Below are 20454 nucleotides of genomic sequence, written 5' to 3'. Positions count from 1 at the left end.
GATGTTCCTCGGCATCGACATCGGGACCGCGAGTTCCAAAGGCGTGCTCACCGATGCCCGCGGCACGATTCTCGCCAGGGCCGAGCGGGCGCACGAGGTTTCCATGCCCCACCCCGGATGGGTCGAGCACGACGCGGAGACGGTGTGGTGGGCCGACTTCGTCGCACTCGCCCGCGACTTGGTGGCGGCGGCCGACGGCGCCACGCTCGACGGTCTGGCGGTATCCGGCATCGGTCCGTGCCTGCTGCCCGCCGACGCCAGGGGCAGGCCGCTGCGCCCCGCCATCCTCTACGGTGTCGACACCAGGGCCGGGGCCGAGATCAGCGAGCTGAACGAGGAATTCGGCGCGCAGGCCGTGCTCGACCGCGCCGGATCGCCACTGACCAGCCAGGCCGTCGGCCCGAAGGCGCGGTGGCTGGCCCGGCACGAGCCGGACACCGCCGCACGCACCGAGCTGCTGCTGATGGCGAGCTCTTTCCTGGTGTACCGGCTCACCGGCCGGTACGTTCTGGACCACCAATCGGCCAGTCAGTGCGTACCGCTGTACGACCTGCGCGAACGCGCGTGGGCGACGGACTGGGCCGATCGGATCGTGCCGGGCTGGACGCTGCCGGAGCTGGCCTGGCCCACCGAGATCGTGGGCCGGGTGGGCGCGGACGCGGCGGCCGCCACGGGCCTTCCGGCCGGGCTGCCGGTCACCACCGGGACCATCGATGCCTGGGCCGAGGCGGCCAGCGTCGGCGTCCGCGCTCCGGGCGACGCGATGATCATGTACGGCACCACGATGTTCCTGGTGCAGGTGCTCACCGACCCGCGTCCGCATCCCGGCCTCTGGGGCACCTGCGGCACCTGGCCGGACACCTATACCCTCGCCGCGGGCATGGCCACCTCCGGCGCGGTCACCGACTGGCTGCGCAAACTCGTGGGCGGCGAGTTCGCCGACCTGGTCGTCGCGGCCGCGGACGTGCCCGCGGGCAGCAGAGGGCTGCTGGCGCTGCCCTATTTCGCCGGGGAGCGCACTCCCCTGTTCGACCCGGACGCGCGTGGCATCGTCGCGGGACTCACCCTCGGGCACGGTCGGGCCGAGCTCTACCGCGCGGTGCTGGAGGGCATCGCCTACGGCGTGCGGCACAATCTCGAGGCCATGACCGAAGCCGGCGGGCGGGCGGGGCGGCTGGTCGCGGTGGGCGGTGGCACCAAAGGCGGGCTGTGGACCCGGATCGTCTCCGATGTCACCGGGCTGCCCCAGCAGTTGCCCGCCGAGACCGTCGGCGCGAGCCTCGGTGACGCTCTGCTCGCCGCCGAGGCCGCCGGAGTCGACACCTCCGCGTGGAATCCGGTCGTCGACACCGTGCTGCCACGTCCCGAACGCGTCGCGAAATACGAGGAGTACTACCGGCACTACCGGGATCTCTACGATCGCACGACGAATATCGCGCATTTCCTCGCGGCCGAACAGCGCCGTGCGGGTGCGTCGTCCTGAACGCCAGTGCGACGATGCGGAGCCGGTTCGCGGAACGATACGAGGATTTCATGCCCACGATCACTCTGACCCAGGACAATTTCGACTCCGTCGCCGCATCACATTCCACCGTGCTCGTGGATCGGTGGGCCGGATGGTGCGGGCCGTGTCGGCATTTCGCTCCGCTGTACGAGTCGTCCGCGCAGCGGCATCCGCAGATCGTGCACGGCAAGGTCGACACCGAAGCGGAAGCGGCCTTGCCCGCCACCGCGCGGGTGACCCGGTATCCGACGTCGACGGCGTTCCGGGACGGTGTGCTGGTCTACTCCGCGGCGGGCGCTCTGGAACCGGACGCACCGGAAGATCTGGTGCAGCAGATTCTGTGGCTCGACATGGATCGGGTTCGCCGGGAACTCGACCAGCGAGCCGACGCCGCGCAACCGGCCGCGGCCGACGGACCGGGCTCCGCGCGCAGGGCCGGGCTCGCGCCGACCGCGCCCCGATACGGGTGGCCGGGACTGTGACCGCGCCGGGCGGAGAACTGTGGCGGCTGGACGGCACGCGAACGCGGTCGGTCAGCGCCGAGAACCCGACGGGAGCGCCCGGCGCGGGCGCGCGGGCGACCGACGGCACCGGAGCACACTCGGCGCGGCTGCTGGGCCCGGGATGGAAGATCTCGCCTTCGATCGCGCTCGCCCACGGGGAGAGCGCCACACTGGCCGACGTTTCCGGCCCCGGCGTGTTCAGGCATTTTTGGCTGACCACCGAACGTTCCGTACTTCGCGAACTGACACTGCGGATGACCTGGGACGACGCACCGCGGCCCGCGATCGAGGCGCCGCTCGGCGACTTCTTCTGCAACGGATGGGGCGAGACGGCCCTGCTGAGTTCGGAGATGGTGGTTGTCGCGCCCGCGGGCGGCCTGAACAGCTACTGGCCCATGCCGTTCCGGCACCGAGCGCGCATCACGCTGGAGAATCGTTGCGGCCGTGAGGTTCCGGTGTACTACCAGGCGACCTTCACCGAAGAGGACGTGCCGGACGACGCGGGGTATCTGCACACGCGATGGACGCGAACGACCGGCTTGGGCAGTCCGGCCGTGCACACGATTCTCGACACGGTGCCCGGGCCCGGCCGCTACGTCGGCACCTACCTCGCCATCCGCCCGGGCGCGCCGGGATGGTGGGGCGAGGGCGAAGTCAAATTCTTCCTCGACGGGGACGCCGAGCATCCCACGATTTGCGGAACGGGCACCGAGGACTATTTCGGCGGCGCCTGGAACTTCGACCTCGACGGGATGTATCGGACGTATTCCACGCCGTATCTCGGCCTGCACCAGGTGCTGCCGCCGGAGCAGATCTATCGACCCGATCAGCGGTTCGGCATGTACCGCTGGCACGTGCGCGATCCGATCTGTTTCGAACGCGAACTGCGCGTCACCGTGCAGGCCCTCGGATGGCAGGACGCGCAGACCTATCTTCCGTTGGAGGACGCCGAGGTGGCGACCACCGCTTGGTGGTATCAGGCCTGATCGGGGTCGTCCGGATTCGAGGGGAAGTCCAGCGCGAGGAGTTCGTCGGCGCGGGCCAGCGCCGCGTCCATGCCCGCGGTGAGATCGTCCATCACGCTCAGGCCGTCGAGCAACCCGGCGAGTTCGTCCTGCACCGCGCGCAGTTCCGCGATCGCCGGATCGATCGGGAACCATGCGACGGAGTCGTGCCACCACGGATCGTCGGACAGCCAAGACCACAGCACATCGCGGACCAGCACCGGGTCGGAGGTGTACATCTGGAAGGACTCCGTCGCCGAACCGGCCCGGTGCTCCAGCTCGTAAACGCCGTCGGGCAGTAGTTTGGCGCGGATCTCGTGCTGGTCGGCACGGCTGAGCTCGAGGATGGCGTGTTCCGGCCCGGCCGGTTCGTCGAGCAGCTCGCCGAGCGCGTCCTCGGTCAGTTCCGGCAGGTGCGTCCCGTCTCCCGTGCGGATGCGCACGTCGGTGGGGTCGATGCTCACCGCGACAGTCTGCCCGATACTGCGGCCGAATACCCGAAATGCGCCGGTGCGGGACGGATCGGGTGCAAGGTGGTCGGTATGGGAGTGCGCGAGACGATCGAGGCCGGATGACGACGGTCGCGGGAGTCGACAGTTCCACCCAGTCGTGCAAGGTCGTCGTCTGCGACGCGGACAGCGGCGAGATTCTCGGGCGTGGGCAGGCGCCGCATCCCGAGGGGACCGAGGTCGCCCCGGACGCCTGGTGGGACGCGCTGCGCGCGGCGGGCGCGGGACTGCTCGATCATGTCGACGCGATCGCCGTCGCGGGGCAGCAGCACGGCTTGGTCGCCTTGGACGCCGCAGGCGTTCCGGTGCGGGACGCGTTGCTGTGGAACGACGTTCGCTCCGCCGGCGCGGCGGAGGAATTGATCGCCGACCTCGGCGGGCCGCACGCTTGGGCCGATGCGGTGGGCAGCGTGCCGGTGGCGGCCTTGACCGTCGCCAAGCTGCGCTGGCTGGCCGACCACGAGCCGGAACTCGCCGACCGCACCGCGCATGTCCTGTTGCCCCACGACTACTTGACCTGGCGGCTGCGCGGCGGCGGACGAGGACGCATACCCGAGCCGACCACCGACCGGGGCGACGCATCCGGCACCGGCTACTGGTCACCCGCCTCCGGAAGATATCGGGAGGATCTGCTCACCCTGGCCTCGCGCGGTCGCAGCCCGGCCCTGCCCCGGGTCCTCGGCCCGGACGAGTCCGCCGGACGGACGCCGTCGGGCGCACTCGTGGCCGCCGGAACGGGCGACAACGCCGGGGCCGCGCTGGGGTTGGGTATCGCGGAAGGCGACGTGGTGGTCTCGCTCGGCACCAGCGGGACGGTCTTCGCTCGCGCAGGCCGCCCCGCCGCCGACGCCGGCGGCGCTGTCGCGGGCTTCGCGGACGCCACCGGCGCATTCCTGCCGCTGGTCTGCACGCTCAACGCCGCGCGCGTGCTGACCTCGACGGCCGATCTGCTCGGCGTGGACCTGCCCACACTCGAATCACTCGCCGCGCGGGCGCCCGCGGGCGCGGACGGCGTGGTCCTGCTGCCCTACCTCGCCGGTGAACGCACACCCAACCTTCCGCACGCCGCGGGCAGCCTGCACGGTTTACGGCCGGAGGCCATGCGCCCCGCCACGGTGGCCCGTGCCGCTTTCGAGGGTGTGCTGTGCCATCTCGCCGACGCGCTCGACCATCTCACCGGCATCGGGGTGACACCGCGGCGCGTGCTGCTCATCGGCGGCGGCGCGCGCTCACGACTGATCGCGCGGATCGCCGCGCAGGTCTTCGGCGTCATGGTGACGATCCCGGAACCGGCCGAGTACGTCGCGCTCGGCGCGGCCCGGCAAGCGGCATGGGCGTTGAGCGGCGCATCCCGGCCGCCGTCCTGGCCGGCGCGCTCGGTCGCGGAGATTCCGGCACCGGCCGACGCCGCTACCGGGCGAGAGATCCGCGCCGAGTACCGGCGGGCACGCCGGGCCCTCTACGGCTGACCACGGTCTTCGTCACGAAACCGGTCCGCCGGACGCGTCTGGCCTCGATCCGGGAACCTCGCGTGCCCCGTTCTCGGGCCGCCGATTTTCGTCGCCGGCTGGCGCCTCGACGGCGTGAGGGGTTGGATCACCCTCGTCGAAGAGAGGTGGACGAATGACCGAGACCCAGGTGCGAAGGGCGGTGACGGCGGAACGGACGGAACTCGCCGAACTCTTGGCCGGGCTGGATGCCGCGAGCTGGGATGCGCCGACCCTGTGCGCCGGCTGGCGGGTACGCGAAGTAGTCGCGCACATCACCATGCCGTATCGCCTGTCGAGCGCGCGATTCACGCTGGGGATGCTCGCGGCGTTCGGCAACTTCAACCGCATGGCCGACCGCACCGCCCGGGTGGACGCCGCCACGCTCAGCACGGCGGACCTGCTGAAATCGCTGTGGGACAACGTCGATCACCCGTGGCGGCCGCCGGGCGGCGGGCTTTCCAACGCGTTGAGCCACGATGTGATCCACGGGCTGGACATCACCGTGGCGCTGGGGCTGGACCGCCGGGTGCCCGAGGACCGGATACGCATGGTCTTGGACACGATCGAACCCAGGACCGCCAAGCTGTTCGGCGCCAAACTCGGGGGCATCGAATTGCGCGCTGACGATCTGGACTTCCGCTACGGCTCCGGCACGGTGCTGTCGGGCCGCGCCCAGGACCTGCTGCTCGTGTTGTGCGGCCGCAAGCTGCCCGCCGGATACCTGCGGGGCGAACCCGCCGAGCGGTTCACCGCGCCCGGCTGATCGCAGCGCGGCGCTCACCGGCCTGGTGCGGCCAGTCCGCGCAGGTAGGAAGCGGTTTCGTCGTCGGCGGGAAAGTACGCCTCGACGGCGACCTCGTCGAGCGTGATGTCGAAGGCCGCGCCGAAGGTCGTGATCGTGCTGAAGAACGACAGCTCCGCGTCGCGGTGACACAACCGGATCGGCAACGTGATATCCGCCGGGTCGCTGTCCGCACTGCCCGGGGAGCCATAGGACCGCAACTCCTCGTATAGCGCGGCCAGTCCGGGATCCCCGGTCGCCATGACCTGGCGGGCCAGCCGGGGCAGGAGGAAGGCCCGGACCTGGTCGAGGTTGCGAAGCCGGGGCGCGAAGCCGCCGGGGTGCAGACCGAGTCGCATCATGTTGATCGGCGGTTCGAGCAGATCCGGATCCACGTCGTCGAAGAACACGCCCACGCAGTCGTTGGCCTGCACCAGATTCCAGCGCTGGTCCACCGCCAGCGCCGGATACGGTTCGTGTAAATGCAGGACCCGCTGCACGGCGTCGCGGGCGCGCCGCAGCGCGGGGTCGGTCCAGTCGCGGCGCCGGAACTCGGGAGCGTGGCCCGCGGCGATCAGCACGCGATTGCGCTCGCGCAGCGGGATGTCCAGCTGTTCGGCCAGATGCAGCACCATGGATCGGCTGGGTATCGTGCGGCCGGTCTCGACGAAGCTGACGTGCCGGGCGGACACGTCCGCCTGGATGGCCAGATCGAGCTGGCTCAGCTTCCGCCGGTGCCGCCACTCCCGCAGCAGCTCGCCGACCGGTCGATCACCGTTCACCGGCCCAGTATCCCGACGACCGGGTCATACCCGCCATTACCTGCCATGTAATCGACACCCCGGTTCACCCGCTGTCAATCTCGGCGGCATGACGAACGACAACACGGCACTGCGCAACAAGGAACTGGCCATGCGGGGCTTCGCGGAATTCACGGCGGGCAACATAGACGCGCTGCGGACGCTGCTGCACGACAACTTCCTCGAGCACAGCCCCGGAAACCCCTCGGGTAAGGACGCTTTCCTCGAGTTCATCGCACAGGCACCTGTGGCCGGGGCGACGCTGGAGCTCGCGCGGGTGATCGCCGACGACGAGTACGTGGTCATGCACTACCGCATGATCCTGCCCGGCGAGACGGAGCCCGACCAGGCGGTCGTCGACATCTGGCGGATGGTCGACGGGAAGATCGTCGAGCACTGGGACGTCATGCAACCGGTGCCCGAACCCGTCCAGATACCGCACGGCATGTTCTGACGACAGAAATCCGGGTGCTCGGCCGATCGAAGCGGGGATATGGTCGAGCGCGGGACCAGGATCGCGCCACCGGACCCGATCGAGGTGCCGGACCGGCCGAGCACCTCGATCGGCTCACCAGCGCCGGACCAGCCGTGTCAGACGATCATCGTCGTGCCGAGCGTCCGGCGGCGCGTACGAGCGCGGCCAGTCCCGCCGCCACGGCGGATTCGGCTCGGCCGCAGGACCATCCGGTGTGTTCGCCGCTGCGGTACTCCAGGTAGGCGAGGGTGGATCCGGCGTCGTCCGTGCCGATCGACTGCTGGGTCAGACCCAGTACCTCGATCGGGCATCCGGCGTCGGCCAGCGCCTCGGTCAGCACCGCGAGCGGGTCGCCCGGACGCCGTGTGCGGTGGGTGGCACCGTCGACGGTCAGCGTGATCTCGGTGCTCGTCTCAGCGCCGTCGACGGTGCTGCGCCAGTCCTTCAACCCCAGCCACGCCGGGTCGTCGAGATAGCTCGCCTCGAACAGATCGCGCAATTCGGCGGCGGTGACCTCGGCACCGGTGTCGTCGGCGAGCGCTTGGACGCGCCGGGCGAAATCGATCTGCAGGCGCCGAGGCAGGTCCATGCCGTACTCGGTGTGCAGCAGGTAGGCGATGCCGCCCTTACCGGACTGCGAATTGACCCGGATCACCGCGTCGTAGCTGCGTCCGAGGTCGGCGGGATCGATGGGCAGATAGGGCACTTGCCAGTCCAGCGCGCGCTCCGCGATGCCCGTCGCGGCGGCCCGGGCGCGATGCTCGGCCATTCCCTTCTTGATCGCGTCCTGATGGGTGCCGGAGAACGCGGTGTGCACCAGGTCGCCGACGTACGGGTGGCGTTCGTGGATCGGCATGCGCGTGCAGTATTCGACGGTGCGCCGGATCTCGTCGATGTCGGAGAAGTCGATCATCGGGTCGACGCCTTGCGCGTGCAGGTTCAGGGCCAGCGTGGCGATGTCGACATTGCCGGTGCGCTCGCCGTTTCCGAAGACGCAGCCCTCGACGCGTTGCGCGCCCGCGAGCACCGCCAGCTCGGCGCACGCCACGCCGGTACCGCGATCGTTGTGCGGGTGCACCGAGAGGATGACGCTGTCGCGGCGGGCCAGATTGCGATGCATGTACTCGATCTGGTCGGCGTAGACGTTCGGGGTGGCGACCTCGACGGTGGCGGGCAGGTTCAGGATGACCGGCCTGTGCGCGGTAGCGTCCCACAGGGTCGTCATCCGGTCGCAGATGTCGAGCACGTAGTCGGGCTCGGTCAGGTTGAACACCTCGGGTGAGAATTCGAACCGGACGTTCGGCAGGTCCCCGGCGCAGTCCAGCACGGCGCGGCCGCCGTCGAGGATCAGCTCGCGCAGCGCGGCACGGTCCTTGCCGAGCACGACGTCACGCCAAGCGGGAGCGGTGGCGGTGTACAGGTGGATCACCACGTCGTTGGGGATGCCGCGGATCGAAGCGACGGTGCGCTCGATGAGATCGCGGCGGGCGGGGGTGAAGACGACGATGGTGACGTCCTCGGGCGCCAGGTCGTCCTCGGCGATGAGCCGGACGAAGTCGAAGTCGGTCTGCGACGCCGACGGGTAGCCGACCTCGATCTCCTTGTAGCCCATGGTGATCAGGAGCTCGAAGAAGCGCCGCTTGCGCGCCGGGTCCATCGGCTCGGCGAGTGCCTGGTTGCCGTCGCGCAGGTCGACGGGCACCCACAGCGGGGCTCGGGTGATCCTCGCGTCGGGCCACTGCCGCCGGGTGAGCGGGACCTCTACGCGCTGGTAGATGTCGCGGTAGCGGTGCGAGGGCATTCGGGAGTGCCGCTGGCGATTCCACGCCGGGGCCTGATCCGGTATGTCGCCCGAGGAGGTATCGATGGTGGGGAAAGCGCTGGTCATGGGTCTACTTCCTGGCCGTTGCGGCCGTCACGACGAGAGGTGACCGGCCACGACGAAGCCCCACGGCGGGCGGCCGGTCGTTCAGGCCCCGCCGTGGCGGCTAAGCAGAAGCATGGTGCGCATGATGGCTAGACTGTACACAACTCCTCAGACAAGTAGAGAGGTAACGATGATCTCGCAGGTACGGCGTCATCCGCTGGCCGCGCAGACGGCCGAACTGCTGCTCGCCCGCATCCAGGCGGGCGAATGGCCGCTGGGTCACCGCCTGCCCGGTGAGACCACGCTGGCCGCACAACTCGGCGTCGGCCGCTCGACGCTGCGGGAGGCCATTCGCGAACTCGCCGGGAAAGGCGTGCTGGACAGCCGCCAGGGTGCGGGCGTCTTCGTGACCGCTCTGCATGCGACCGAGGAGTGGGACACGGTGCTGCGCCGTGCCACCATCGCCTCGGTGATCGAAGCGCGCATCGCCATCGAGGCCGAGGCCGCCGCCCTGGCCGCCCAACGGCGGACCCCGGCCGACCTGCGGGCCATTCGCCGTACGCTGGCCGCGCGCGAGGCGCACGGCGAGCCGGTGGCCGAGCACGTCGATGCCGATATGGCGTTCCACCGGGCGGTGCTCGTGGCCGCCCACAACGACGTGCTGACCCAGTTGTTCGACAGCTTCCTGCCGCGGCTGCGCCTGGCGATGATCGACATGCCGAAGATCCGCCCGGTGCCGTCGGAGCCGGCCGATCACGCCGCGCACGAGCGGCTCGCCGACGCGATCGCCGCCCGCGATCCCGCCGCCGCCGCGGAGTACAGCCGCGCCCACCTGACCACCTTGAAAGAGGCTTTCACGTGACCGAACCGGTGCTCGAACTGACCGATGTGACCTTCCGCCGCGACGGCAAGAAGATCATCAACGGGATCTCGCTGACCGTGCGCGCGGGCGAACGCTGGGCCCTGCTGGGACCGAACGGCGCGGGCAAGAGCACGCTGCTGGGCTTCTGCGGCGCGGTCACCTTCCCCACCTCGGGGTCGGTGCGGATACTCGGCGCGGAACTCGGCCGCGTCGAACTTCAACGGCTGCGCCGGGGCATCGGTCAGGTGAACCCGCGCCACCCGCTGCGCTCCGCGCTGACCATCCGCGAGGTCGTGCTGACCGGCTTGACCGCGACCATCGACACCCCCATGCGCTGGACGCCGACAGCCGACCAGCGCGACCGGGCCGACACGATGATCGACACGGTCGGACTGACCGGAAAGGCGGACGAGCTCTGGCCCACGCTGAGCCAGGGTGAGCGCGGCCGCACGCTCATCGCCCGAGCGCTGATCGCACAGCCGCGGTTGCTGCTTTTCGACGAACCGTCCACCGGACTGGATGTCGCCGCCCGCGAACAACTCCTGGACACCCTCGACACCCTGGACCGGACACACCCCGACGTCGCCTCCATCCTGGTCACCCACCACCTGGAGGAACTTCCCAGCACGACGACCCACGCACTGCTCATCGCCGACGGTCACGCCGTCGCGTCGGGTCCGGCCGTGCGGACGATCACTACCGAGAACGTCACCGCGGCGTTCGCGCACCCGGTGGAAGTCCGCCACGACGACGGCCGCTGGACCGCGCGGGCGGCACGCAAACCCACCGCATGGCCGTCGCGCTAGCCCCATAGACCTCGCCCGTCCAGAGGAGGCCGTCCGGCCGCACCACGGTGGTAACGCCGCTGTAATCGCCACACCGCAATCGCGTGTGAGCATGCAACGAAATCGTCTACCACCGAAGGGAATACGGCTACGTGTGGCAGCTGTATCGAGCGGTACTCCGCACCGACGACCACCGGGTGCTCGGCTATGTGGACTTGGGCGCCAGGCTCATGGAACACGCGAGGATCGGCCACCACCTGGTCCAAGGAATCGAGCGACTACTCGCCGAACCGGCCAGGGTCACCTGGGCGGGACGGAGTGCGCCACGGTCGTCGAAGATCGAAAATCTTTATCACACAGTCGGTTCGGTCGCCGCCCTGCTACCCCCGGAACACGGGGCGGTCGGCCGGTACCTGCTCAATCACGACATGCGGATCTTCGTGGACAAAGCGACAGTGCTGGAGAACGAGGCCCGGCACCGCATCCACCCCTTGCCTTTGCTCACCGCCGACCCCACACCGGACCCCGGCCGCACGGTGGGCGACCACACTCTCCTCGGCTCCTGGGCACACGCCCTGATCTCGGTGCGCGACACCGTGCCGAAGGGCTTCGAACAACGAAAGTTCGACCTGGTCGAACGCCTACCCTGAACGCTATCACCGCTCGGCGCCGCGTGGACGAGCTCCGACCCGGCGACCACGGTCGTCGCCGAGCAGCGGCGTAGGCGGAAGGCGCCGATGACTGCGGCGGTGCGAATCGTGGCGACGGCGTTGCGATGACCAGCGTCATCACGGCGCCCACCGTCAGGGCGGAGATCAGCAGGTCGATCGGCCCGCGCCACCGCTGAGCGGGGAGTGCGCGGGCAACGAGAACTAGGCCGTCGAGGCGGTGCGGTGTTCGGCTTCGGCGAGTTCCTTCAGCGTCAGCAGTTGCTTGCGCATCATGAACAGGTCGCCGAGGGCGAGCGCCACGGCGACGAATTTCGGTGCGCTACAGCGGATCCGGACCAGGAGCCGGGTTCCCGCGCCTTCGGGACGCACCGCGTAGGTGACGCACACCTTGCCCGCGACCAGAGTGATGTGCTCGCCCGGGACGAAGGAGACGAGTGCGAACTGGGACATGAACCGCTGCCCCACCGCCAGTTCGGTGAGCGCCGGGTCACGCAGGCGCGGGCTGCGTCTGCCGAAATGGTCCAGCAGGTCGTAGCTGTAGGGAGCGATCCGCAGCTGGCACAGCCAGGCGTAGACGAGCGCGGGCGGCGCGTCGACGCTGATCGCCCGGTCGGCCTGGAAGCCGTCGGGTAGCCGGTCGTCGCACGGCAAGGGCGCTTCGCGCTCGGCCTCGGTGGCGCCCCACACCGTCCCTGGGATCATGCCGTCGCCGCGATCCGGCGCAACATCTGACGCACCACCAGGCGGTGACCGCCCGTCCCTACCACCAGCGCACGGTAGATCCGGCCGTGGAGACCGGGAAAGTCGCCGTAACTGCGGGCGCGGACGCGGGTCCGGCTCGGTCCCTCCTCGTCCAATTCGAAGATCAGCGCGTACTTCGAGAACCAGTGCTGTCCGCGCAGCGCCAAACGGTGCGGTTCCGCGAGGGAATCGACAACGAACCCGGTCGGCGGCGACGGCTCGTGCGGGTCGTGGCACACGACTTTCAGCACCGCTTTCCACGCCCGGTCGCGATTCGCGTCGACCGATCTGGCATGCTCATCTATATAGGACAAACGCTCCATATAGAAGGACCGTACTAGTACATGGCGCCACCCCGCAAGCACGACACCGACGTGATCCTCGACGCAGCCCGCACCCTGGTGCTCGCCGAGGGACCTCGCGCGGCCAGCGTGTCGGCCATCGCCGAGGCCAGCGGAGCCCCGGTCGGGACCTTGTATCACCGCTTCGGCAACCGCAACGGCGTGCTCGCCGCCGCGTGGCTGCGGGCGCTGCGCCGCTTCCAGGACGGCACCCTCGCCGCCGCCGACCAGCCGGACCCGGTGGAGGCGGGGGTCGAGATGGTGCGAGCCGCCCTGCGGTTCGGGCGCGAACTACCCGAGGACGCCAAGCTCCTGCTCGAGCTGCGCCCCAGAGATCTTCTCGACGGCGGGCCGGATGCCGAGTTCCGCACCACCCTGGCCGCCATGAACGCGCCGTTGATCGAGCACCTGCGCCGCATCGCCGGCGGCGTGTTCGGCCGGGACGGCGAACGCGAGATCGACGCGGTCTCGCGAGCGGTCGTGGATCTCCCCTACGCGGCGCTGCGCCGCCACGCCCACGCCGCAGTCCTGCCCGCATGGCTCGAGGACGACCTGACCGCAGCCGCCCGCACCCTGCTGACCTCCTACCGCCCCTGACCAGCCGGCCTCAGCCGGTGATCAGCGCCGGAGTCAGTTCGTCGAGGCCGGAGATCACCTTGGCGGCCATGGCCAGCGCATCGGAGGCGGGCGGGTATTCCGGGCGTGGCGCCGCGATCACCCGCATCCCCGCCGCATGGGCCGAGCGCAGGCCGTTGCTCGAATCCTCCACGGCCACACAGTCGGCAGGCCGCTGACGCAGGAACGTCGCGACGGTCACGTACACATCCGGCGCGGGTTTGCCGCGGTCGACCTCCTCGGTGGAGAAGGTCACGGAGAAGTACTCGATCAGACCGGTCCGGCCGAGCACCGCGTCGATGAGCGCGCGTGGCGAGGAGCTGGCCAGCCCCAGCGGCCAGTGCTCGCTGATCCGCTGCACGGCCTCGACCGCGCCCGGCAGCACCGGCACGCCCTCGTCGTAGCGCTCGGCCATCCGCTCGATGACCTCCCGCGCGACGGTCTCCGGCGGCTCGCCCACACCCAGCTCACCGCTCAGGTAGGCCGACCATTCACCGGTGCTCATCCCCATCAGCCGCTGCTGGGTGTCGGGCAGCCACCGCCCGCCCTTCTCCGCGACATAGCCGCGCCGCACCAGCTCCCAGACCGGCTCGGAGTCGATCAGGACGCCGTCCATGTCGAACACGACCGCGGTGATACCCATGCGCACAATGCCTTTCGCCAGCCGAAGCGGTCACAGATCGAGCGCGGCCGGATCGCGTCTCCGGCCGCGGGGAACCGTGCCGGTACCACCGGGATAGCGGCGATATCCGGTCGCGCACCAGCCTAGGCGGTGACGGCTCGCGGCGGCGGACACCGCACCCGCCCGGCGAGCATTCCCCGGGCAACCGATAACTTGTTCTTATGAACGAACCGCAGGCCGGCGACTCGCTGCCGAGCAAGGAGCACCACGAGGGCGGGTTCCGGCCGATGACCGAGCTGATCGCCGCCCACGAGGCCGCCAAGGACGACATCTCCCGCGGCGGGCCGCACTACGGGCAGTTCATCGAGCAGGTGCGCGGCCTGATGGACCGTGTCCGGCTGGCCTCGCCCTCCGACGAACTGGCGGTGGAGGCGATCGGCATCCTCAAGGAGCTGAACGACAAGCTCGACGCCGCCGCGGTGGACGAGTGGTCGACGCCCAACTGGACCCGCTTCGACCTGCCCGCCCGCGGCAACATCACCCTGCCGCCGTTCTTCATCGACCACGTCCACCCCCAGCAGGGCGTCGACGCGCGGCTCACCTTCCGCACCTTCCATCTCGGCGGCAACAGCGCCGCCCACGGTGGCCAGATCGCCATCGCCTTCGACGACCTGCTCGGCATGGCGGCGGCCGTGCATTCGGGCGCGGTGACCAGGACGGCGTCGCTCACCGTCGACTACCGCTCCATCACTCCGCTGAACACCGAACTGAAGGTGCGCGCCTGGGCCGAACGGCAGGAGGGCCGCAAGGTCTACGTGCGGGCCACCCTGCACGACGGCGACCGGCTGTGCGCGGAGGCGAACGGGCTTTTCATCGTGCTCAAGCCCGGCCAGCCCTGAGGCTCGGGCTTCGTCGCCCGGTCAGCTGCCCGAGCGCTCCGCGCGGCGGGTCGGCGGCATGCCGAAAGCGGCGAACAGCGTTGGTTCGAGAAAGACGGTGATCGCGGCGACCCCACCGGCGCCGGTGGTGATGACGTGGATCGAATGTGCTTCCAGGAGGCCGCCCGCGCCGCGACGGTATTCCGCCACAGCGGGTTGCCCGTTCGCGGCCGTCGGGATCAGCACGAGATCGCCGGGCCCGGCGAAGGCACGCTTGGCCAGGAACCGGGTCACCGCCTCGCGCCCGGTGAACCACAGTGGCACCGGCGGCATTTCGAGCCGGACGTCGGCCGCCAGTAGCTCGGTGAGTGCGGCGAGGTCGGCGTTCTCGAAGGCCGCGCAGTAACGGTCGAGCAGTTCGCGGCGTTCGGCGTCCTCCGGTTCGGTCGCGTCGTCACCGGTGGGGGCGACCTCGGCGAGACGTGCCCTGGCCCGCTGCAGGGCGCTGTTCACCGCGGCCTGCGTCGTTTCGAGCAGCTCCGCTACTTCGGCGGCACTGAACTGTGCGACGTCGCGCAGGATCAGCACGGCCCGCTGACGCGCGGGCAACTCCTGCATGGCCGTCACCACGGCCAGCCGGATGCTTTCCCTGGTGACGAATGCCGTTTCCGGTGTCAACGCGTCCGGCAGTGGTTGCATCCATTCATATGTCCCGGCATCGCCGTCGAGACCCGCGTCCGGGTCGGCCGAGCCGGCGCCCAGACCGGCCGGCAGCACCCGCCGCGCACGGTTCTCCAGCGCGCGCAGGCACGCGGTCGTCGCGATACGGTACAACCACGTGCGCAGCGCCGCCCGCTCCTCGAACGCGGCATAGCCGCGCCAGCCGCGTAAATACGTCTCCTGGACGAGATCCTCGGCGTCGTGCACCGAACCGAGCATGCGATAGCAGTGCGCGATCAGTTCGGCGCGCAACGGCGCCGCCTGCTCGATGAAATCCTCCTGGACCGGCACGGTCGTACTCCTAGGTCTCGACGTGGCGGGGATGGACACCCCTACCGGTACTGATACGTCCGGCGGCCGAAATTCATCGGTCGGCTCGTCACCGATCACCCCGGGAGAGCGGGCCGCGTCCTAGACCGGAGACCGATCGGTCGGCGCCGCACCGATGAATCGCGGCGGCTCCACGTATCCGAATTGGTGAGGACCTCGAGTACATCACCGACGAAAGCGGAGACGACCGTGAACGAAACAATCAAACCCGACGACCTCCGGGGCACCACGTCGATCGTGACCGGAGCGGGCCGTGGGTTCGGCCGCGGTATCGCCAGGGCGCTGGCGGATGCCGGTGCGCATGTCGTCGGCGTGGCCCGCACCGGCGCGCAGCTCGATGCGGTGCGCGACGAACTCGGCGGCCGCTTCACCGCCGTGGCCGCGGACGCCGCCGATCCCGCGACCACGAGCCGGCTCCTCCACGAGTACCGCCCGCGCACGGTGGTCCTGTGCGCGGGCGCCGTTCCGCGCATGAGTCCCGTGCAGGATCAGACGTGGGAGACCTTCAGCGAGAACTGGAACGTCGACGTGGCCCAAGCGTTCCACTGGATTCGCGAAGCGCTGCGACGGCCGCTGGCGCCGGGTAGCTCGGTGATCGCGATCTCCAGCGGGGCTGCGATCAACGGGTCGCCGCTGAGCGGCGGCTACGCGGGGGCGAAGGCCACCGTCCGGCTCATCACGAGCTATGCCGCCGTCGAGTCGGAACGGGCAGAGCTGGGGATCAGGTTCGTGTCCGTTCTCCCGCAGTTGACACCGGCCACCGACCTGGGAGCCGCGGCGGTGGCAGCCTACGCCGAACGGCAAGGCGTCGATGCCGACACGTTCGTGCGGTCCATGGGACCCGCCCTCACCCCGGAGCAGGTGGGCAAGTCGGTTCTCGACATAGCGACCGCCGCGCATCCGGTCCACCACGCGAACACGCTCACCGCCGCGGGCATATCACCGCTGGTTTGAACGACGCAATCGAAAGGGAGCCCATCACGATGAACACACCGTCGATCGTCTCGGCACAGGAGTGGGAGGCAGCGTGGCAGCGGCTGCTGGTGAAAGAGAAGGAGTTGACCCGCGCCCGTGACGCACTGGCCGCCTCGCGGCGGCGGATGCCGTGGCAGGCCGTGGACAAGGAGTACGCGTTCGAAGGACCCGACGGCAAGGCGAGCCTGCTCGACCTGTTCCAGGGCAGGCGTCAGCTGATCGTCTACCGCGCCTTCTTCGAGCCCGGCGTGAGCGGCTGGCCCGACCATGCCTGCCGCGGCTGCTCGATGATGGCCGATCATCTCCCCCACCTGGCCCACCTGAACGCCCGGGACACGACCCTCGTGTACGCCTCCCGCGCGCCGCAGCCCGACATCGAGCGCGTGCGGGCCAGGATGGGCTGGGAGATGCCGTGGTACACCATCACCGACGACTTCGACGCCGACTTCGGCGTGGACGAATGGCACGGCACGAACGCGTTCATCCACGACGGCGACAGCGTGTTCCGCACCTACTTCATCAACAACCGCGGCGACGAGGCGCTGGGCACCACGTGGAGCTACCTCGACATGACCGCGCTGGGACGCCAGGAGCGCTGGGAGGACTCACCGGAGGGCTACCCGCAGACCCCGCCCTACGAATGGTGGGACTGGCACGACACATACGGCAGGCACACGCCGTCGCGGTGGTTCGGCGACCCCGATCCGGACAATCCCGACGACCAACGGCCGCCGCGCGCCGACTCGCAGGGCTGCGCCTGCACCTGATCGGCGGTGCCGTGCGCCCGTAGGCGCTTCGCCGTCACGACCGCGCACTCGTGCGGGTCGTGACGGCGACGCCGGGGGCCGAGCGGTCACCGCCCCGGGAAATGCGCCTCCCGATACGCGGCGAACCGGGCGTCCACCTGCTCGGAAGTGAGCCCGAAATCATCGAGGGTGTAGCGGTGCGCCGGACGAGCGGCGCCCGACGTGCTCTCCGAATGCAACGAGGCCATCGCCGCGCGCGCCTCGTCGGTCAGCGGCAGCCCGAAATGCCGGTAGATCGACTCGACGGTGCCGATCGGGTCGGCGACGAACGCGTCGTAGTCGACGTCGCAGAACTGCGCCGCGTCGTGGCGCTTGCGGTCGACGAGGAACCGCTCCGCGCCGCGCGCCCACAGATCCAGCTGCGTCGCGCCGACCACCGGACCCCGGAACTTCTCCGACCAGCCCGCCGTCGCCTGCTCGTTCAAGCTGCACACCGACGCGATGATGGTGCGCGGATCGCGATGCATCTGGATGACCAGTGCGTCCGGATAGACCTCGAAGATGGCGTCCAGCGCGAACAGGTGGCTCGGGTTCTTCAACACCCATCGTTTGCCGGCCTCCGGCAGCCCGATCAGCTGGAGATTGCGCCGGTGCCTGCGGTAGGCGGGCGTCCAATCACGATCGCGCAACCACTCGGAATAGGTGGGCAGGTAGGCCAGGCATTCGTAGGACACCGACATGGCCGACTGCCGCAGCAACTGCCAGCACTCCTCCACCTGGTCGGCCGAGATGTGGTGCACGCCCATGAATTCCGGATGCTCCACATGGTGCTTGTCGTAGGCGGCCGCGAGACGCTGGTACACGGGATTGCTCGCCCAGGTCTCCCGCGGCGGGCGCGGCTGCGGCATCTCGGTCAGCCACATCTCCAGGCCTTGGTGGCCCGGGTCGGCGTTGAGCAGGCGGTGCACCGCCGTCGTTCCGGACCGCGGCAGGCCGGTCACGAAGATCGGCCGTTCGATCGCCACGTCGGCGTGCTGCGGGTGCTGCTTCCAGGCGGCCTCGCTGAGCAGCCGGGCGATCAAGGCGCCGCGCAGGAAGGCACGGTTGACCTTGTTGCCGAAGGGGGTGAGTTCGGCGTCTCTGGCATAGGACTCGAGCAGCACCCCGAGTCCCTCGCGGTAGTCGTCGGTGCCGAAATCCTCCAGCCCGACCACCTTCGTCGCCGAGGCGTGCAGATCGTCGACGGTTCCGACGTCGTCCCTACCGATCACGGTCATCTCCTAGTGGTGGTATTCGCCGGCGTTGACGTCCAGGCACGCGCCGGTGATCGCGCGCGCCATGGCGGAGGCGAAGAACACGACCGCGTCGGCGATCTCGTCGGGTTCGGGCAGCTTGCGCAGGTCGGTGGTCTTCGCGGTCTCGGCGTAGACCTCCTCGGAAGTGATCCCGCGCTGCTGCGCGAGATAGTTGAAATACCACTTCAGGTTGTCGGCCCAGATGTAGCCCGGCGCGACGGAATTCACCCGGATGCCCTTCGGCCCGAGTTCGGTGGCCAGGCTCTGGGCCAGCGCGAGCAGGCTGGCCTTGGCCATCTTGTAGGGCCCGAAGGTCCGCCGCGAGTGGCGCAGCACCGCCGAGTTGATCATCACGACCGACCCCTTGGTCTCCGCGAGAGCGGGCACGAACAGCCTGGTCAGGCGCAGCGCGGCGAGCACGTTCGTCTCGAAGCCCGCGCGCACCTGGTCCAGGTCGACGTCGGCGAGGTCGACGATGGGCGGGATCGCGAAGGCATTGTTCACCAGCGTGTCGACCTTGCCGAACGCGCTGTGCGCGGCCTCCACCAGATGGGCCGCCGCCGCCTCGTCGTTGATATCGGTCGGCACCACCACCGCGCGCCTGCCCAGTTCGGTGATCTCCTCGGCCACCTCGGTCAGCCGCGACTCGGTCCGGGACGCGAGCACGACGTCCGCGCCCGCTTTCGCGCTCTGCACGGCGATCGCGCGCCCCAGTCCCGGCCCCACGCCGGAGACGACGACCACTTTGTCCTGCAACAACATCAGCCGAGCATCCTCTCCGCGACGGCGACCTGACGCGCCGCGATCCGGGCCCGCCACTGCTCCGGCGTGACGCGCGCCTGCTCGTAGAACGGCAAGCGGGCGGGCAGGTCGGCGACCGGCACCAGTTCCACGGTCGGCCCGTCGTCGGGTTTCATCTCCCGCGACAACCGCTGCCAGCGGAACTGCAGGTATCCCCTGGCGTGCCCGGTGCGCTCGATCCAGTTCGCCACGCCGGGGTCGCGCTCGCTCACCACCAGCCGGATCATCCCGTCCGGGTCCACCTGCGCCTGGTCGGCGGTGAGGCTGGTCTGGTGGTTGATGTAGTCCAGCGACAGGTACCACATACTGCCGAGCTGGAAGCCCTGGTAGGGCGCGTCCGACTTCGGCACCGTGATGATCATGGCCTGCTCGTCGTCCAGGTCGTAGTGACCGACCGAGGAGAACTGCGTGCTCAGCCCGCCCGGGGTCTGCCTCGGCTCGGTCAGCGTGTTGACCGGCAGGTTCAGATAGAACCACTCCGGGAAGGCGAGGAAGGTCTTCAGTCGCGAGACCAGCATCTTGCCCGCCACGCCGTACCGCTTGGTCATCACGTCCTTGGTCAGCGGCGGCGGCGCTTCGCCGATCCGGTCCACCCGCTGGATGCGGATCGTGCCCGCCTTCTCGGTCGCCCAATCGCTGTGCACTTCCCGAACCACGAGCATCGCCGCGTCGGCGCCCAGGTGCACGTAGCCGGGACCCGCCTCGCCCGGTCCGAACCGGATCTCGTAGGACCCGTCCGGCCGGATGTCGAGTTCGCGATCGTCGAAGGCGGTGAGACTGTCGGGCACGTCCACCGGCGAATAGTTGCCGTTGAGCACCTGGAAGCTCAGATCCCGCGTGGTGCCCCGGGTGCCGGTGACCACGTATTCCGCGTCCGGCCGCAGGTAGGAGTGAAAGTAGAGGGTGTCGGGGTTGTCCAGGCCCATCTTGGTGTAGGGGCCGGTGGACATCACGAAGAACGGGAAGTCCCGCTCGTAGGCCCAGGCCATCTGCAACGACGCGCGGATGCTGCCCGCCAGATAGTCGTAGCCCTCGACGAGGTCCTGTTCGGTGCGGATGTGCGCGGCTCCGGTGATGATCTGCTCGGCGGCGGCGATGGCGTCCGCGAACGGCTGTGTCAGCAAGAGGCTCTCTCCGGT

The 20454-nt window shown here is 69.6% G+C and carries 23 protein-coding genes; 13 read left to right on the top strand and 10 right to left on the bottom strand.

Annotated elements, in window-relative coordinates:
- Position 1 precedes the first annotated feature (1 nt).
- The 3 genes from ACGF7Y_RS21015 to ACGF7Y_RS21005 are packed head-to-tail and all read left to right on the top strand — an operon-like array spanning position 2 to position 2993.
- Positions 2 to 1483, top strand: a complete 1482-nt coding sequence (locus ACGF7Y_RS21015) for an FGGY-family carbohydrate kinase (RefSeq protein ID WP_393236179.1) — start codon at positions 2 to 4, stop codon at positions 1481 to 1483.
- Positions 1484 to 1533: 50 nt separating this feature from the next.
- A complete protein-coding gene (locus tag ACGF7Y_RS21010) occupies positions 1534 to 1986 on the top strand; it encodes a thioredoxin family protein (protein WP_393236161.1) in 453 nt (150 codons plus the stop codon).
- A complete protein-coding gene (locus ACGF7Y_RS21005; RefSeq protein WP_393236159.1) occupies positions 1983 to 2993 on the top strand; it encodes a glycoside hydrolase family 172 protein in 1011 nt (336 codons plus the stop codon). The genes ACGF7Y_RS21010 and ACGF7Y_RS21005 overlap by 4 nt, the downstream gene beginning before the upstream one ends.
- Here ACGF7Y_RS21005 and ACGF7Y_RS21000 read toward each other — a convergent pair.
- On the bottom strand, positions 2984 to 3475 hold the full coding sequence (locus ACGF7Y_RS21000) for a hypothetical protein (protein ID WP_393236158.1): 492 nt from the start codon (positions 3473 to 3475) through the stop codon (positions 2984 to 2986). The two genes, ACGF7Y_RS21005 and ACGF7Y_RS21000, sit on opposite strands and share 10 nt — an antisense overlap.
- Positions 3476 to 3582: 107 nt before the next feature.
- Between ACGF7Y_RS21000 and xylB the strand changes: the two genes are divergently transcribed.
- Together xylB and ACGF7Y_RS20990 are read left to right on the top strand one after the other, a co-directional pair.
- Entirely contained in the window at positions 3583 to 4989 is a 1407-nt protein-coding gene (xylB, locus tag ACGF7Y_RS20995) for a xylulokinase (RefSeq protein ID WP_393236156.1), read from the top strand.
- Between the two features lie 154 nt (positions 4990 to 5143).
- Positions 5144 to 5773, top strand: a complete 630-nt coding sequence (locus ACGF7Y_RS20990; RefSeq protein ID WP_393236154.1) for a maleylpyruvate isomerase family mycothiol-dependent enzyme — start codon at positions 5144 to 5146, stop codon at positions 5771 to 5773.
- Positions 5774 to 5787: 14 nt separating this feature from the next.
- On the opposite strand, the gene ACGF7Y_RS20985 is transcribed toward ACGF7Y_RS20990, so the two are convergent.
- Positions 5788 to 6573: a helix-turn-helix domain-containing protein gene (locus tag ACGF7Y_RS20985; protein ID WP_393236152.1), complete on the bottom strand. Its 786-nt coding sequence runs from the start codon at positions 6571 to 6573 to the stop codon at positions 5788 to 5790.
- 88 nt (positions 6574 to 6661) lie between these two features.
- Between ACGF7Y_RS20985 and ACGF7Y_RS20980 the strand changes: the two genes are divergently transcribed.
- The gene (locus ACGF7Y_RS20980) at positions 6662 to 7045 is read left to right on the top strand and encodes a nuclear transport factor 2 family protein (RefSeq protein ID WP_393236150.1); all 384 of its coding nucleotides are present in this window, start codon (positions 6662 to 6664) and stop codon (positions 7043 to 7045) included.
- 145 nt (positions 7046 to 7190) lie between these two features.
- On the opposite strand, the gene ACGF7Y_RS20975 is transcribed toward ACGF7Y_RS20980, so the two are convergent.
- Positions 7191 to 8954 (bottom strand): 2-isopropylmalate synthase, encoded by a 1764-nt coding sequence (locus ACGF7Y_RS20975; RefSeq protein ID WP_393236148.1) that lies wholly within the window; start codon positions 8952 to 8954, stop codon positions 7191 to 7193.
- 169 nt (positions 8955 to 9123) lie between these two features.
- Here ACGF7Y_RS20975 and ACGF7Y_RS20970 point away from each other — a divergent pair, with 169 nt between their 5' ends.
- The 3 genes from ACGF7Y_RS20970 to ACGF7Y_RS20960 all read left to right on the top strand — a co-directional run bounded on the left by ACGF7Y_RS20970 (position 9124) and on the right by ACGF7Y_RS20960 (position 11230).
- Positions 9124 to 9795 carry a FadR/GntR family transcriptional regulator gene (locus tag ACGF7Y_RS20970; protein ID WP_393236146.1) on the top strand — a complete coding sequence of 224 codons (672 nt, stop codon included), beginning with the start codon at positions 9124 to 9126 and terminating at the stop codon, positions 9793 to 9795.
- Complete coding sequence (locus tag ACGF7Y_RS20965) at positions 9792 to 10601, top strand: ABC transporter ATP-binding protein (protein ID WP_393236144.1); 810 nt, start codon at positions 9792 to 9794, stop codon at positions 10599 to 10601. The genes ACGF7Y_RS20970 and ACGF7Y_RS20965 overlap by 4 nt, the downstream gene beginning before the upstream one ends.
- A gap of 131 nt (positions 10602 to 10732) precedes the next feature.
- The gene (locus ACGF7Y_RS20960) at positions 10733 to 11230 is read left to right on the top strand and encodes a hypothetical protein (protein ID WP_393236142.1); all 498 of its coding nucleotides are present in this window, start codon (positions 10733 to 10735) and stop codon (positions 11228 to 11230) included.
- A gap of 222 nt (positions 11231 to 11452) precedes the next feature.
- Here the strand turns inward: ACGF7Y_RS20960 and ACGF7Y_RS20955 are convergent, their stop codons facing one another.
- Positions 11453 to 11953 carry a hypothetical protein gene (locus ACGF7Y_RS20955; RefSeq protein ID WP_393236140.1) on the bottom strand — a complete coding sequence of 167 codons (501 nt, stop codon included), beginning with the start codon at positions 11951 to 11953 and terminating at the stop codon, positions 11453 to 11455.
- On the bottom strand, positions 11950 to 12315 hold the full coding sequence (locus ACGF7Y_RS20950) for a hypothetical protein (RefSeq protein WP_393236138.1): 366 nt from the start codon (positions 12313 to 12315) through the stop codon (positions 11950 to 11952). Before ACGF7Y_RS20950 ends, ACGF7Y_RS20955 begins: the two co-directional genes overlap by 4 nt.
- 21 nt (positions 12316 to 12336) lie before the next feature.
- On the opposite strand from ACGF7Y_RS20950, the gene ACGF7Y_RS20945 reads away from it, so the two are divergent.
- Positions 12337 to 12930: a TetR/AcrR family transcriptional regulator gene (locus ACGF7Y_RS20945; RefSeq protein WP_393236136.1), complete on the top strand. Its 594-nt coding sequence runs from the start codon at positions 12337 to 12339 to the stop codon at positions 12928 to 12930.
- 10 nt (positions 12931 to 12940) lie between these two features.
- Here the strand turns inward: ACGF7Y_RS20945 and ACGF7Y_RS20940 are convergent, their stop codons facing one another.
- Entirely contained in the window at positions 12941 to 13591 is a 651-nt protein-coding gene (locus ACGF7Y_RS20940; protein WP_040866452.1) for an HAD family phosphatase, read from the bottom strand.
- Between the two features lie 200 nt (positions 13592 to 13791).
- Between ACGF7Y_RS20940 and ACGF7Y_RS20935 the strand changes: the two genes are divergently transcribed.
- On the top strand, positions 13792 to 14469 hold the full coding sequence (locus ACGF7Y_RS20935; RefSeq protein WP_393236134.1) for a PaaI family thioesterase: 678 nt from the start codon (positions 13792 to 13794) through the stop codon (positions 14467 to 14469).
- Between the two features lie 21 nt (positions 14470 to 14490).
- On the opposite strand, the gene ACGF7Y_RS20930 is transcribed toward ACGF7Y_RS20935, so the two are convergent.
- Positions 14491 to 15459: an RNA polymerase subunit sigma-70 gene (locus ACGF7Y_RS20930; protein WP_393236132.1), complete on the bottom strand. Its 969-nt coding sequence runs from the start codon at positions 15457 to 15459 to the stop codon at positions 14491 to 14493.
- A gap of 228 nt (positions 15460 to 15687) precedes the next feature.
- Between ACGF7Y_RS20930 and ACGF7Y_RS20925 the strand changes: the two genes are divergently transcribed.
- Both ACGF7Y_RS20925 and ACGF7Y_RS20920 read left to right on the top strand, forming a co-directional pair.
- Positions 15688 to 16452 (top strand): SDR family NAD(P)-dependent oxidoreductase, encoded by a 765-nt coding sequence (locus ACGF7Y_RS20925; protein ID WP_393236130.1) that lies wholly within the window; start codon positions 15688 to 15690, stop codon positions 16450 to 16452.
- Between the two features lie 29 nt (positions 16453 to 16481).
- A complete protein-coding gene (locus ACGF7Y_RS20920; RefSeq protein WP_393236128.1) occupies positions 16482 to 17240 on the top strand; it encodes a DUF899 domain-containing protein in 759 nt (252 codons plus the stop codon).
- 86 nt (positions 17241 to 17326) lie between these two features.
- Here the strand turns inward: ACGF7Y_RS20920 and ACGF7Y_RS20915 are convergent, their stop codons facing one another.
- Genes ACGF7Y_RS20915 through ACGF7Y_RS20905 form a run of 3 tightly spaced genes read right to left on the bottom strand, consistent with a single transcriptional unit; the run spans position 17327 to position 20439 of the window.
- Complete coding sequence (locus ACGF7Y_RS20915; RefSeq protein WP_393236126.1) at positions 17327 to 18490, bottom strand: sulfotransferase family protein; 1164 nt, start codon at positions 18488 to 18490, stop codon at positions 17327 to 17329.
- Positions 18491 to 18499: 9 nt separating this feature from the next.
- Complete coding sequence (locus ACGF7Y_RS20910; protein WP_357118004.1) at positions 18500 to 19276, bottom strand: SDR family oxidoreductase; 777 nt, start codon at positions 19274 to 19276, stop codon at positions 18500 to 18502.
- Entirely contained in the window at positions 19276 to 20439 is a 1164-nt protein-coding gene (locus ACGF7Y_RS20905) for a hypothetical protein (RefSeq protein WP_393236124.1), read from the bottom strand. The genes ACGF7Y_RS20910 and ACGF7Y_RS20905 overlap by 1 nt, the downstream gene beginning before the upstream one ends.
- Positions 20440 to 20454 lie beyond the last annotated feature (15 nt).

This window comes from Nocardia sp. NPDC047654, assembly GCF_043205035.1.
In the GTDB taxonomy this organism is placed as follows: domain Bacteria; phylum Actinomycetota; class Actinomycetes; order Mycobacteriales; family Mycobacteriaceae; genus Nocardia.
The sequence above is the reverse complement of the archived record's forward strand: the minus strand, read 5'-3'. Positions and strand labels throughout refer to the sequence as shown.